10 protein-coding genes are annotated in these 14,202 nt (G+C 41.3%); 5 read left to right on the plus strand and 5 right to left on the minus strand.

Features of this window, described 5'->3' with window-relative positions; genetic code table 11:
* Position 1: 1 nt before the first annotated feature.
* The 5 genes from OKW21_RS11310 to OKW21_RS11330 all read left to right on the plus strand — a co-directional run bounded on the left by OKW21_RS11310 (position 2) and on the right by OKW21_RS11330 (position 9,532).
* Positions 2–1,348 (plus strand): sulfatase family protein, encoded by a 1,347-nt coding sequence (locus OKW21_RS11310; RefSeq protein ID WP_277479526.1) that lies wholly within the window; start codon positions 2–4, stop codon positions 1,346–1,348.
* An 823-nt stretch (positions 1,349–2,171) separates the two neighbouring features.
* Positions 2,172–2,708, plus strand: a complete 537-nt coding sequence (locus tag OKW21_RS11315) for a hypothetical protein (protein ID WP_277479529.1) — start codon at positions 2,172–2,174, stop codon at positions 2,706–2,708.
* Positions 2,709–2,982: 274 nt separating this feature from the next.
* Entirely contained in the window at positions 2,983–6,687 is a 3,705-nt protein-coding gene (locus OKW21_RS11320) for a hybrid sensor histidine kinase/response regulator (RefSeq protein ID WP_277479532.1), read from the plus strand.
* Complete coding sequence (locus OKW21_RS11325; RefSeq protein WP_277479533.1) at positions 6,678–7,031, plus strand: helix-turn-helix transcriptional regulator; 354 nt, start codon at positions 6,678–6,680, stop codon at positions 7,029–7,031. The genes OKW21_RS11320 and OKW21_RS11325 overlap by 10 nt, the downstream gene beginning before the upstream one ends.
* 1,298 nt (positions 7,032–8,329) lie before the next feature.
* A complete protein-coding gene (locus OKW21_RS11330) occupies positions 8,330–9,532 on the plus strand; it encodes a glycosyltransferase family 2 protein (protein WP_277479534.1) in 1,203 nt (400 codons plus the stop codon).
* Here the strand turns inward: OKW21_RS11330 and OKW21_RS11335 are convergent.
* The 5 genes from OKW21_RS11335 to OKW21_RS11355 all read right to left on the minus strand — a co-directional run bounded on the left by OKW21_RS11335 (position 9,456) and on the right by OKW21_RS11355 (position 14,087).
* Positions 9,456–10,046 (minus strand): class I SAM-dependent DNA methyltransferase, encoded by a 591-nt coding sequence (locus tag OKW21_RS11335; protein WP_277479536.1) that lies wholly within the window; start codon positions 10,044–10,046, stop codon positions 9,456–9,458. The genes OKW21_RS11330 and OKW21_RS11335 overlap by 77 nt on opposite strands.
* The gene (locus OKW21_RS11340) at positions 10,039–10,788 is read right to left on the minus strand and encodes a PIG-L deacetylase family protein (protein ID WP_277479537.1); all 750 of its coding nucleotides are present in this window, start codon (positions 10,786–10,788) and stop codon (positions 10,039–10,041) included. The genes OKW21_RS11335 and OKW21_RS11340 overlap by 8 nt, the downstream gene beginning before the upstream one ends.
* Positions 10,763–11,923, minus strand: coding sequence for an acyl-CoA dehydrogenase family protein (locus tag OKW21_RS11345; protein ID WP_277479538.1), 1,161 nt, complete (start codon positions 11,921–11,923; stop codon positions 10,763–10,765). Before OKW21_RS11345 ends, OKW21_RS11340 begins: the two co-directional genes overlap by 26 nt.
* Positions 11,924–12,275: 352 nt before the next feature.
* The gene (locus OKW21_RS11350) at positions 12,276–12,959 is read right to left on the minus strand and encodes a DUF6629 family protein (RefSeq protein WP_277479540.1); all 684 of its coding nucleotides are present in this window, start codon (positions 12,957–12,959) and stop codon (positions 12,276–12,278) included.
* Between the two features lie 474 nt (positions 12,960–13,433).
* The gene (locus OKW21_RS11355) at positions 13,434–14,087 is read right to left on the minus strand and encodes a response regulator transcription factor (protein WP_277479541.1); all 654 of its coding nucleotides are present in this window, start codon (positions 14,085–14,087) and stop codon (positions 13,434–13,436) included.
* Positions 14,088–14,202 lie beyond the last annotated feature (115 nt).

Here is a 14,202-nt window from a genome sequence, read left to right on the forward strand (position 1 = left end):
TATGATGAAAAACATAAAAAAAAGAGGCGTAAATACCAGACAATCCTTATGCTTTGTCTGCCTTCTTCTGTTAGGATCAATGGCATACGGACAGGCATCAAAGCCCAACATCATCTATATCATTTCAGATGATCAGGCTTGGAGTGATTACAGTTTTATGGGTCATCCCTTTATAGAGACTCCCAATATTGATAAACTGGCTCATGATGGCTTGACGTTTACCCGTGGGTATTCTACTGCGCCTTTGTGCAGTCCTTCGCTGGCCTCTATTATAACAGGCTTATACCCACATCAGCATGGGATTACAGGAAATGATCCCACATTTACTTCTGATAAGAAGCAATATAGTAAGGGATGGCAGGTGGAAAGGTCAAAGCACTATAAAGCATATCTGGATGAGTTTCAAAAACACCCCACAGTTCCCGCCTTATTGAAAGAAAACGGGTACCTTTCCTTTCAATCGGGAAAATGGTGGGGTGGCCATTGGAAGGAAGGAGGCTTTACCCATGGCATGACACACGGAGATCCAGCGAAAGGAGGGCGTCATGGGGACGAAGGTTTGAAAATTGGGAGGGAAGGAATGCAGCCGATCTTTGATTTTATGGATTTGGCAAAAAATCAGGATAAACCATTTTTTCTGTGGTATGCTCCTTTTTTACCCCATTCTCCACACAATCCGCCTGACTTCTTATTGCAAAAGTATTTACCACAGGCACCTACAGAATCTGTTGCTGCATATTGGGCAATGTGCGAGTGGCTGGACATTACCGTCGGACAGCTATTGGATCGGATAGAAGAAGAAGGTTTGACCGAAAATACGATGGTGGTGTATGTCACTGATAACGGGTGGATTCAGGACCCCCATGTTGCCAACAAGTATGCACCGGGCTCTAAGCAGGCCCCACAAGACATGGGGATCAGAACGCCAATCATATTCAAATGGCCGGCTAAGATTACTGCCAAAATGGATACAAGCACCCTGGTCAGTAGTATTGATATGGCGGTGACCAGCCTGGTAGCTGCCGGATTGGACCCTCTGCCGGAAATGCAGGGAATTAATGTGATGGATACCAAAGCATTGCAGGCCAGGGACAAGGTTTTTAGTCTGGATTATTCGCATGATATGATCCATGTTGACAAACCGGAGAAAAGCCTTGAAAGCCGGATGATTATTACAAACCCATGGAAACTGATAGTACCGGATGTTGCCAATTTGCAGGACAAAGAAGTGCAATTATATAATGTCTTCAAAGATCCCTACGAGAAGGAAAATTTAGCGGCTAAACATCCGGAGGTTGTCAAAGAATTAAGAAAAGAACTGGATAAATGGTGGAATCAGGATTTGTGATGATACAATTTTCAACTCATCCCTTGGTGCTGGACAATTAGCTAACATAAAATATAAACCTACAAACCAAGCATTATGATGCAGGCAATAATCTGCATCATAATGCTATCTTGTTTGACCTACAAAAGAATTTTTGTTTTTCGCGATAGATGAGGCTCATTCTAGATCTGATAATAAGATAACACACTTATTCCTACTGTAAGACACTACTGTTTAAGCCGATTGAATCAATGTCCCCAAGCCAATTTATAAAGCAGGGTGGGGAGAAGTACAGCACACGGTAGTTTTTTAGCACCGGCATAGTCAAAACTTTTAATAAACTTCTCGGGCTTATTCTGACCGACATGACCGACAACTTCATGATCAGAACCAATCAGTAATTACATAAGGCATAAACTTTTAAACGAGGCTACTGCTTATGTGGAGCTACTTCATTTGTTGATTAAAAAAATTGAATAGTGCTAGTAATGGTTTTTTAGGAAACGGTACTGCTGATTTATAGAAGGTTGCTTTTGGTTTCTAAAGATAACTTGGATTTCAGCAACCATGATAAAAACAGAAAGATGAGTAGTGGACCTAGCCCTTATCAGAACAAGGTGAGCCAAAAATAAACTTGGAGTAACCCAAGCATTTAGAACTAAAAACTATCCATTTGCAGTAAATATGATAAATAATGATTCAAAATTACTAACCATAGTTTGCTGTATTGATAAGCTGCAATAACAGGTAATAAATTTACTAATCAGTGTAATAAGCTTAATAACACTCACTTAGGAAGGCTATTTAGATTTCAGGCATTAGAAAACATACTAAATCTAGTGCTATGAAATTCATAATAATTCTATCAGTCCTGCTTCTTAGCTGCTCACAAAAAATTAATGCACAACCCATTGTGAAAGTATGGGCAAATGAAGACTCTACTGCGGTAGTTAATATGGTCTTGAAGTATCTGGATCATCTTGATGTACATGAGCACATCTACATCCATATTAGTTTTTCTAAACTGATGCCTAAAAAGCTGGAAGGCTTTACTATAAAACAAACTGCCTTATTGTCATTTCAGGGAGATAAAAAAGGTAAAGTATTCAGAGTAAAGATAGATGCTCAACTGAATCCATTACGACAAAAGTATGTGTTGGCCCATGAGATGATTCATATCAAGCAATATGTTAAGGGTGAACTTCAGCTGCTCTCAGCAAAAAAAGTATTATGGAAACGTAAGCTCTACAGGCAAAGTGACTTCAATCGGCGAAATAATCCATGGGAACAGGAAGCCTATCGCTTAGACAGAACAGTGGTAGAAATATTAAAAGGTCAGCCAGAAGTTGTCCCTCTTACTGCTCTTCAGGATTTCCAATAGGTAGAAGCAATATATTAAGCGATAAAAACACACTACGCTGTTGCTGAAGAAGAACTTTGTTACAAAACCACCAGGGTTTGTAATAATAATACTAACTGGAATTCATGTAAACATTTAGTTTAACGGCTGTAAGTATTTGATTTCCTTCCTATTGAAAAAAGAAGATCAATGGATGTTAATTGTAATATTTACTACCTTCTGCAAAGATTTTCTTGTCGAGGAAGAGAAGTTAAATAGAGCATGATATACATACCAACGCTAAAATTTCTGGCCTATGAAATCCAGGATTGCCCCGATAACAATTTCGTTACTCTTATTTTACCTTCATCCCTGCACTTGTCATGCACAAAATGAAGACTTTCACTTTGAGCAACTAAGCGAGCGCCAAGGGCTTTCCAACAATAATGTTTGGAGTATTATCCAGGACAGTGAAGGCTTTATGTGGTTCGGTACGCTGGATGGATTAAACAAATATGACGGGTATAGTTTTACTGTGCTAAAACCGGATCCGGAGGATCCGGAAAACACATTACATCATAACATCATTTCTGATATCCATGAGGACCGAGAAGGAAGATTATGGGTGACTACGTTTGGAGGTGGGTTCCACCAGATAGACAAATCTACCGGTAAGGTTACCCGCTTTGAAATCAGGGCTAATTATACCGGCTTTTGGAACACTTTAGGTTCCATTTATGAAGATAAAGAAGGTTTTCTGTGGATTAGTGCCGTTGGAGGGGTAGCTCGTTTTGATCCAATCAGCCATCAATTTATGCTCTACCCTCATCCAGCCAGACATGGGATGAACCTGACTTCAATTGAAGACGAAAAGGGCCGGTTTTGGGCGGGTCATGAAAGAGGAGTTTATTTGTTAGATCGGAAAACTGGCGAATACATGCCCTTTTTACTGGATAGCACGTTAGCTCAACAGCCCGGAGTGTGGTCCCTTTACATTGATAAGAAAGGTATACTATGGGCTGGAACAAATGGTGAAGGCCTGTTTTGCTTAGATACTCAGCAAGAACCAACGCGTTTTGCTCGTTTTGATCCTGAAGGGTTAATAAACAAGACTTTTTTTTGGAGTTTTAATGGCATCTATGAAGACCTTCAAGGTTATCTATGGATATCTACTTTTGAAGGCTTGCAACGTATCAATAAAGAAACCCAAGAGGTTTTTACGTTCCCGTATGACCCAATGAAACCGGGAAGTATAAGCCACGAACGAGTTAAGACAGTCTATCAGGATCGTACAGGTGCTTTTTGGATAGGTACTGAGAATGGCGTGAATGTAGCCCATGCAAAAAAATTCCTGACTTACCAGATAACTCCCACCTTACCGTCAGTTTGGCTAAAGGAAAATGAGATTGGTTCACTAGTGGAGGATCACACCGGTATGATTTGGCTGACCAATTCATTGTTTTCCATAAACAAGGAATTGTATCAGTTTGATCCTGAAACAGGCCAGGCTAAACATTTTCCAACCTACCTTTCCCATTCAAGTGAGCGAGCTGCTGGCAATGTATTGTCAGTTTACGAAGATCGTGAAAAAAGACTTTGGGTAGGTACATCAGAAGCTTTGCTACTCCTGGATAGAAATACAAAGAAATTTACCCAGTACTTGACTGATATAACTGTGCAGTGTATTGATGAAGATACATCAGGTATGTTGTGGCTCGGGGGTAACATGGGCATCTCCTCATTTGATCCTGAGTCAAGCCATTTCGAGTATTATCTTTTTGACATAAATGACTCTGCCAGCTTGGCCCCTCAAAGTAACTCCGTAATTCATAGCTTTGATGTAATTGATCTCATCGTCAGTAGTACAGGAGAGATATGGATAGGTTACTTGGGCGCAGGAGTAGATCGCTTTAACTCTCAAACCGGTACATTTACGCACTATTTGCCTGATTCTGATTCACCCAAAGGTAAGCTAAATGATAGAGACTTGAGGGCACTTTACGAAGATAAAGATGGGATCATCTGGATAGGTACTATGCTGGGAGGATTGAACCGCTTTGATCCACTCACCAATAGTTTTGACTATTACACGGAACATGATGGGCTACCCAATAATCATATTGCAAGTATTATAAGCGATAACAATGGCAATTTATGGCTAGGTACAAATCAAGGAATAAGTCGGTTTAACCCTCAAACAAAAGAATTCCGTAATTACGATATCACAGATGGACTGCCTGCCAATCATTTTCAAGGAGGGGATGCATATCGTTGCAACGATAAACTGATGTTTGGAAGTCTCAACGGCTTCACCATATTCTATCCTGATAGTATCAAGAGCAATACGAAAGAACCTCCGGTTTACATCACGAACTTCCAAGTGATGGAAGAAGAAAGAGAAGTTCCCTCACACAGCATCAATCTGCCTTATGATGAAAACTTTATCTCTTTTGACTTTGTAGCACTCAACTATGATGCGCCTGAGAAAAACCAGTATGCCTATATGCTGGAAGGGTTAGATAAAGACTGGGTCCACAGTGATACTCGCCGCTTTGCCAGCTATACCGATCTGGATCCCGGAGAATATACCTTTAGAGTCAGAGCTTCCAATAATGATGGGATCTGGAACGAGGAAGGTACTTTCCTGCAAGTCATCATCCTCCCACCCTGGTGGCAGACCGGCTGGGCTTATGCTTTGTATACTATTTTGGGCTTGGGCCTTTTGTACAGCCTCAGGCAGTACACCGTCAAAAGAGAAAGACTCAAACATGAGCTTAACATACAGCGCCTGGAAGCTGAAAAGATGCATGAGATAGACAGGATGAAAAGCCGGTTCTTTGCCAATATCTCTCATGAGTTCCGTACGCCTCTTACTTTGATTCTCGGCCCTCTGGACAAGCTTTTGACAGAAGCTGATGAATCCAGGAAAGAGCTTTACCAGATGATGGGTCGTAATGCTGCCAGGCTGCTGAACCTGATTAACCAACTACTTGATCTAGCCAAGCTTGAGGCAGGAAGCCTGGAGCTGAACCTTCAGCCTTACGCATTGCTCCCTTTTCTCAAAGGAATTGTCCTTTCTTTTAGCTCACTGGCTGAACGCAAAAATATCAAATATAATTTTCAGTATCCTTTAGAAAACCCAGTCCTGTATATTGATGCGGATAAACTGGAAAAAGTCATCACGAACCTGCTTTCAAATGCCTTTAAGTTTACGCCTACAGGGGGAGAAGTCCTGTTCTCAGCTTTCCTTAAGCAGGAAGAAGGCAAGACAAAAAACTGCCTTCTTGAAATACAGGTAAAGGATTCAGGTATGGGTATTACCGAAGCACAGCAATCCCGGATATTTAACCGCTATTATCAGGCTGACACCACCAAGGAAGAAGGAAGTGGCATAGGCTTATCTTTGGTCAGTGAACTGGTTAATCTGCACCAGGGAAATATATCAGTTGAAAGTGAGCCAGATAATGGCAGTTGTTTTTATGTGACAATACCTCTGGAAAAAGCAGACTTTGAAGAAGTGCAGATCCATGAACATGAAGAACCAATTTCCAAAAAAATTTCAGAAGATACGCTACCCCTTCAAACTACTGAAGACATAGTAGAAGCTCCTCATATTTTGCTGGTAGAAGACAATGAAGATGTGAGAAGTTTCATCAAATATATTTTGCAGGATATGTATCAGGTGAGTTGGGCAGGAGATGGTCAGGAAGGCTTACAGAAAGCAATAGAATATATTCCTGATCTGATCCTGAGTGATGTGATGATGCCTCAGATGGATGGAATCACTTTATGTGAGAAGCTCAGGCAGGAGGAGAAAACTTCGCACATTCCCATCATCATGCTTACGGCCAAAGCCAGTGGTGGTGATAAAATTGAGGGGCTTAAAACCGGAGCGGATGATTATATCATTAAGCCTTTCCAGGCTGAAGAGCTATTGATAAGGATAGAGAACCTGATTACGAGCCGACAACAGTTGAGAGAACAATTAGCCGACAGGTTAGCCTGGAGCCCATGTCTTTGAATATCAACTCAACAGAAGAAAGGTTTATTCAAAAAGTAAGAGAAGTCATGGAAGAGCATATGACAGACTTTTCTTTTGGTGTAGAAGCATTTGGAGAAGCTCTGAATATGAGCAAGATGCAGCTCTACAGGAAATTGAAGGCTCTCACTGACTATACTCCCTCAGAATTCATCAGAACCATGCGGATGAAAAGAGCAGCTGAATTACTGGAGAAAGGAGCAGGGAACATAGGAGAAATCGCTTATATGGTAGGGTATCAGGATCATGCCTACTTTACAAGAAATTTCCATAAATATTATGGAGTGACTCCTTCAGAATATATAATCAGTCATGAGAAACAGTAATAAATTGAATTTACCATGAAGTTGTAGCCTAGATTTGTATCATCGTAAATAAGCATTCAATTGAGTTGCGGCGATAAGCTAGCATAACCAACTTGAGCAACCATAAGTAAGCATGGGTAGTCCCAGAATTAGAAACAGCTTCGGGGCTTTACAACACAGTGAGTAAACTAGTATTAGCAACTACCCGGATATTGCAGCCAAAACGCAATTATGGTAAAAACTGAAAACCTTGTAACAGATAAGATTTATAAAACAAAAGCAGAATTCTAAATGTTAAGCATGATTTAGAATTCTGCGAGCGATCGATTTCCCTAAAGTAATTGTCATCTCATCTCATGATTTAGCTGAGTAAATCAAAAGCAGCTTTATAATAATTTCATGCCTTCAACTAGAAGATAAATGAAAATATATAACACTATAAGTGTGGCGTAAAAACTACGCGATTTCTTTTTTGTTTTACCAATTAATAAACGTTGTAAACTGTACTTATATGTTTTTTCATATGGAGTTTTCATCTTTCTTTTATTTTATCTTAAAAATTATATGCTACAAACTTCTTTTAAGAACCTTATTTGACAGATGTTAAAAAAATAATAGTTCTATTTGACTGATAAACAGAAAACAAATGTCAAGCAGAATGTAATCTTATGCGTAACATAAAGTTAATGATTTCTTAACATAAAATTAACGCAAATGATTTTGGAAAGTTAAATTTGAGTAAAATATCTCATCTAAAGCGAAATATTTACTAATAAAGTTTAGCCTGAAATACATTGAGGAGATTACCCAAATTAAGCCCTATAAAGAGTAGAGGCAGCAAACCCCAATAAGGCGTGCCCAATCAGAACGTTTCGTACCCGCGGCAAGACATCTGATACAGCATTATCATGACAATCGCCATAAATGATCATATCTCTAAGTAAATCAACCCTCAGCGTATATTGTGTATGCTTTGCGTACTTAGTGATCAATAATAATTCTCATGTAGTAAAGCCTGATACCTTAGGTTTGCCTTTACTCAGGCTTGTATAAGTGGTTGATGATTCAGGTTCATCAAATCCACTATGGTTTTCTCTTTTGTTACGATGCTTTGCTATTGTTAGCTGCGACCCAATAAAGAACAGACCTGCTTTTCAAGAAATCCCTGAGGATAATGACTAGAGCCGCAAGTCATTAGATGAAGTAATAATCTCCATTAATATGGGTATAAACCTGTATTTTTTTGCATCAACAAACTAATTAGAATGCAACACAGTTTAAGGTGAGTTGTATTTTTTAAACTACTAGATCTTACACCTTTGCTAAATCCTGAATTATGCACCACCCAGCCCGATGAGCAGTTACAGCTTTCGGTGATTATACCTGCTAAAAATGAAGCACCCTCTATTTTTTCAACATTAAAGGCATTATATGATCAGGTAGATGCTGATGGGAAGCCATTGAACAAACGTCATTACGAGCTTATCTTATTGGTTAATAATTGTACGGATGATACTGCCAGGATAGCCCGCCAGTTTGCCTACAATTATCCTGATCTAGCCTTGCACATCATAGAAAAACATTTTCCGCCAAAGCAGGCGCACATCGGCTACGTTCGACGTATCCTAATGGATGAAGCTTTTTTTCGTTTTTCCCTGTTGAGACGTCCCCGAGGTGTTATCGCTTCTACTGATGGCGACAGTACGGTGGGATCTACCTGGATATTTTATATATTAAAGTCATTTGCGGAAGGTTTAGATGCGGTAGGAGGGCGAATCCTGACTATTCCCCAGTCCTCTGATTATCGATGGTATCACTTGATGGACGTAAAATACAGATTCTTATTGGCCCGACTGGAAACCTTAATTGATCCTTTACCTCACGATCCCTGGCCAAAGCACTTTCAGTTTTTTGGGCCCAGCCTGGCAGTAAGTGCTAAACTTTATGAGCAGGCAGGGCGCCTGCCGGTAGTCCCCTACCTGGAAGATCTATATTTTTACCATGCGATTCAAAAGGTAGATGCAAGGATTCGCCATTGCCCACAGGTAGAGGTATATACCTCTACTCGCCAGCAGGGCCGAGCCAGCCTGGGATTTTCCAGACAGTTACAGGATTGGGCTAGCATGCGACGCCGGGGCGAATTACCTGAAGTTGCCGGAGCACCGGAATGTCAGTTTCGCCTGTACTTACGAAATCGCCTGCGCACCATTTGGCATGATGCTTCATATGCACAATTAACAAATCTTTCTCAGCATATTGGAGTTTCCCTACATGAATTCTACGAGCAGATGATCAGTACGTGCTATTTTGGTACTTTCTTAGATGGGGTGATGCAATCGGAGAAAATACAGGACTATCTGCTGCGTCATTTTCATCCAGTACCGATAGACCAAGCCATCCGACAGCTAAGCCAGCAACTTCCCTTAATTTACACCCGGTCTGCAGTCAGAAGTTCGCCTCCCACAGATCCAGCCTGTATTGCTCATGCCGCTGGTGACGAAGGTGCGTTAGCTGTTGGCTAGTTTGCGCAAAAACGCTAAATGCTTCGTGAACCTCATCGCCGGTTAGCGGATAGTCTTCTACATAGGGTGTCCAGTGTACCAGTAGCAGGTGCCCCCCCGGTAAAAGGGCTTTGCTAATATAAGCCTGTACAGCAGCCAGGTCCTCATGAGACCAGTAGTACCCTACTTCTGAGATCAGAATGAGATCAAAAGCTTGTTCAGGCAGGACTTCGGGGATGCGCATGGGAGCTATACACACATGTGGCTGATCTTTCAGCCGCTCACGGGCCTGCCGCAAAGGAAGTTCGCTGGCATCTATTGACAACAGCTGCTTGCAATAAGGAGCCAGCATTTCGGTAAGCACACCAATAGAGCAGCCTACTTCCAGACCGTAGTCATAGCGGGATTTAGGAAGCGCGTGAATCGTTTCTAAATACTTTTTACGTTCATAGTCGCTGCTGGCAAACTGCCAGGGATCTGGGTCTTGCTCGTACATATTATCAAAGTACTGAGGGGGTAAAGATTGTTTAGGCATGGAGGTAAACTTCAAAGGGTTGTGTGAAATGTGTAATGACTTCGGGCTTGAGGATAAAACCTTCCGGATCATCATCAATCATCCGGGTAGTTTGTGATACGTGTGCCTCTATGGCTTTTTTCTTTCGTTCCAAAGATTCTTCTACTGATAAGCGCCATAGTTTCCCTTCCTCAGGTCGGGGAAGATCTGCTGCCTGTACTGAAGCCCAGGTCCAGATAAAGTATTCCTGCCAGAGGGTTTTCATCCTGCTTTCAGTGAGTGCGGCACGAAGGATTTCCCAGCTTGCCCGGTGGTCGCAGTGAGGATCTCTTCGCCAGGGAAGCAGGATAGTATCTGGTTGGATTCGCTCCAGGTAGGCACGCACTGCTTCCACGGCAGATGCAAATTCAACATGGCCTGGAAAGGGTACCTGTGTATCGGGTAAGCGTAAAAAAAGACTTAATTCCGGATCGGCTCCCAATAGTTTCAAAGCCCTACGGGCCTCTTTTTCCCGTATCACGATTCGTATCGGTGCAGGAAACTTCTCAGAACGTGGGTGTGACATGCTGCCATCACTGACCATCAGAATATGAACCGGCAATTTGCGCCGGCACAGTGCCGCTATTGCCCCTCCACACCCCAGTGTTTCATCATCGGCATGGGGAGCAACTACAAGCGTCTTACCCCACTGGGCTACGGTATCGGTGGGGAAGAGCGGAGCGCGCTCGAATAGTTCTTTAGGACTGAGTAGACCAGTGGTCATGAGCTGGTTGATTTTGTTTGCTTACGTACTCGCCTACCTTTGCCAACGCCTGGTCTGGGGCAGGTTGACGTAAGTAGGTTGTTAGATCCGTATGCAGACGTGCAAAAGGTTGTGGAGGCAACAGGCCTCGTGCCCCTACGCAACGTTCTGAAAGGCGCATTACCTCCAGACTGATCTTCTCAATGGCCATCCGGGTCATGTTTGCGTAATTAATCTGTTGGTCAGTCGTGAGGGGCTGATCCGCTTTTGCTCCGGCTTGTTGTATCCAAAGGTTACCTGACTCTATTAATACAGCTATTTCACCCAATCGCATCTGCTGATAAGGATCTTCTGTACGCTTAAGGTCTTTCAAAAACTTTCTGCAGGCATCATAAATGGCTTCAGCTCCCCCTAAGTGTACTGCTGCAAAACGAATAGCACCCCCACTAAAACAGGGCTGCCTGTGGTAATCGTCAGGGAGGCCCAATAAGTTCTGTTCTTTGAGTTCCACGCCGGTAAAGTCTATTTTGTAGCTCACACTGTCCTGCATACCTAAGGGGTTCCAGAAAGAAGTATCTATCGGTAGATCAAGCTGGTCCAGAGGTACCAAGCACATTTGCCAACCGTCTTCCTGACCGCTTTTCCGGATGAGTCGACCAGTAACAATGGGTCGTCCTACATGCGCGGCTCCGGAGCAAAAAGTTTTGGATCCGCTTAGTACATATCGGCCGTCATTCGTTTCGCGAATGACAATGCCGTCCTGAGCTTGCGTATTCCAAACGCCAAACAGTTGCTGCTCCTGGTAGACTTCCTTATACATATGTTCCTGCTGCGATGCACTGCCAAACCGATGGATCAGGTATAAGGCATTGATGTGTCCTTCGTAAATTCTGCCTACACACAAATTACCCTTACCAATCAGTTTGAGTAGCTGAAGTAAGTGAGGAGTTCTTCTTTCACGAAAATCTAAGGGTTGATTTGGCAGACTAATGTTTAGCAAGCCAGCTTCTCTAAGCAGAGCAAACTCCTGCTGAGGAAATTTTCCTCTGGGAGAACAGGTCGGTGCCCGCATCGCATCCAGCTTTGCACTTACTTCTTCTATCTTTGGCCAGGGTTGATAGGGTGGAGAAAGCAGTATTTCAGTGGGTAGTTCCATTTAATAAGTTTAAAAAATGTGATTACTTATTAATCAAATAAATGCATCACTTGTTTTTAAGAATTGAGTAACTCACTTATTCAGGTATATTCGGACTCAGTATTTACGAAATTATGTATGGACTGCTTTGCCAATAGCGACAAAATAAAATTGTGCCGGACTGGTCTTTTGTGGTATGTGAATAAACCTGATCGTATTTATTCCGATCGTTCAAAAACTTGTTTCTCAATGCCTGATCTGAGAAAGTCGGTACTTCTACTTTTTTGTGTGTTAGCCGAAATCATGCTAGTTAACTATTCTTTTACGTGGCAAACGAAAGCCGTATCGAGGGTTACATTGTCTTTGAAGCTTCTCAGTACGCTTTAGCCAAGTCATAATCTTTTCCATGAGGGACTTTTCTGAGCTTGCGTATGATCCATAAAACCAAAATGCTCATGATGGCAGCAAAGAAACACCATATTGAAATAAGATGGTCCTGGAAATAGATTTTGGTGATAATAAAAGAGGTAATAATCGTAATTCCTAAGAACCAGATCTTTTTGATGCTTGAAACAAATGGAGATAGTGCTATGGGTATAAAATAAAAAGCACTTGTAATCCAACTAAAAGGCTCGTCATACCGAAAATCCTGCGTATAGGTAATATGATTACCGGCTATGCTAGCTTCAGCATGATGAAAAATCAAGATATAAGCAAAGCAAAGCGACACAAATGATCCCACTCCAATCAGTAAAGCAAGCCACTTTCTTCGTCTTGGGTCTTTTTCAAGTAATCTGATGGCGAAAGGAATATATACCGGCCAAACTACCCAGGCAAATAGAAGAAAACCATAAGTGCCAATTTGCTGCCAAAGTAAATATTCCAGATGATGTATTGTTATCCACAGCATCCCTTCCAGACATTGTTGAATGGCAAAAAATAAAGGTATAGCGGCAAGTCCACCTTGTGATGCGGTTGAAGCTTTTTGCATGGCAAATGCACCCACTACTGCAATTACTGCACCTGCTCCAAAACTTGCCTCTGCTGAAAAACACATATCATATTGGGTATCAGTTTGTTAGTTTTTTCGTAATAAAATTGATTATTGTAGTTTAGTAGGTAACGCTTTGTAAAATGACATGAACTATACATCCTTCGGGAAGAGTAGTCATTATTGATTGAATGTAAGGAAAATAAACAGGAATCATCTATGAAGCACATTTATTAAATATATTCATAGTCGGTTATTTCCTGGAATTCATTCCATTCAGTGATTTAGCAGACCATGGTCACTAACCATCGGATAGGTGACTCACCCTGGATTGCTAATTTCTATTTTTTTTAGCAGGTTCAAAGGCATAAATTACTTCCAGCAGTTTAATTAAAATGAACTTTCCTTCAAGCTAAGCTGTCCTTTTGTTTATAGTTAACAGCATGTTGAAAGCATCTATTCACAAATCTACATTGCGTGCTGACCTATCGGTTATGTTTAAAAGTACTATCTAAGATAAAGTGATCCTGCAAGGAAGTCTTACCATTTATTGGCTCCTTCAAGATACAGCCTGACCAGTTCTACTGTATTATGTACATTGCACTTTTGCAGCATATTTGCCCGATGATTAGCAATTGTACGGTCACTTAAGAATAGTTTTTTACCAATTTGCTTTGAATTGAGTCCTTTCGTCAGATAGTCTAATACCTCTTTTTCCCTGGGAGAGAGGTGACTGATTGGGTCCTGATTGTCAATGTGCTGCAGGTTTCTGTTTTTATATCCTTTAATAATAATCTGTCTGATAGAGTGGCTATAGTACTCTTTTCCTTTCCAAATCTGCTTGATGGCCGCTATTAATTCGTCACTTTCAGCATTTTTAGTAAGGTAGCCAGCTATATGGCTATTGAGCGCTTTATACACATAAGCCGGGGAGTCATGCATGGTAAATATGATAGTCTGAGTAGGCAAACCTTTTTGCTTAATTTCCTCTGAGATATCAAAGATAGATGTGCCGGGCATGCTGATATCTGCAATGATAACATCTGGCTGGAGTTCATTTACTTTTAAATGAAGCTCTTCCCCATTGGCGGCGGTTCCAACAATTTCTATTTCATCATCATCAGAAAGAATTGAGGCAGTGCCTTGAGTGAGAATAGCGTGGTCATCTGCTAAAACAACTCTACAATTATCCATCTTGTATGTATTAAATTAAAAAATTGGGTTTAAACAACTTGTCTGAGTTAAAAAAAAGGTTCCTGAATTATTAACTTAATGTTTTTCAGGGGAAATTACAATTATTTAACAAAGT

This window comes from Catalinimonas alkaloidigena, from assembly GCF_029504655.1.
Lineage (GTDB): Bacteria > Bacteroidota > Bacteroidia > Cytophagales > Cyclobacteriaceae > Catalinimonas > Catalinimonas alkaloidigena.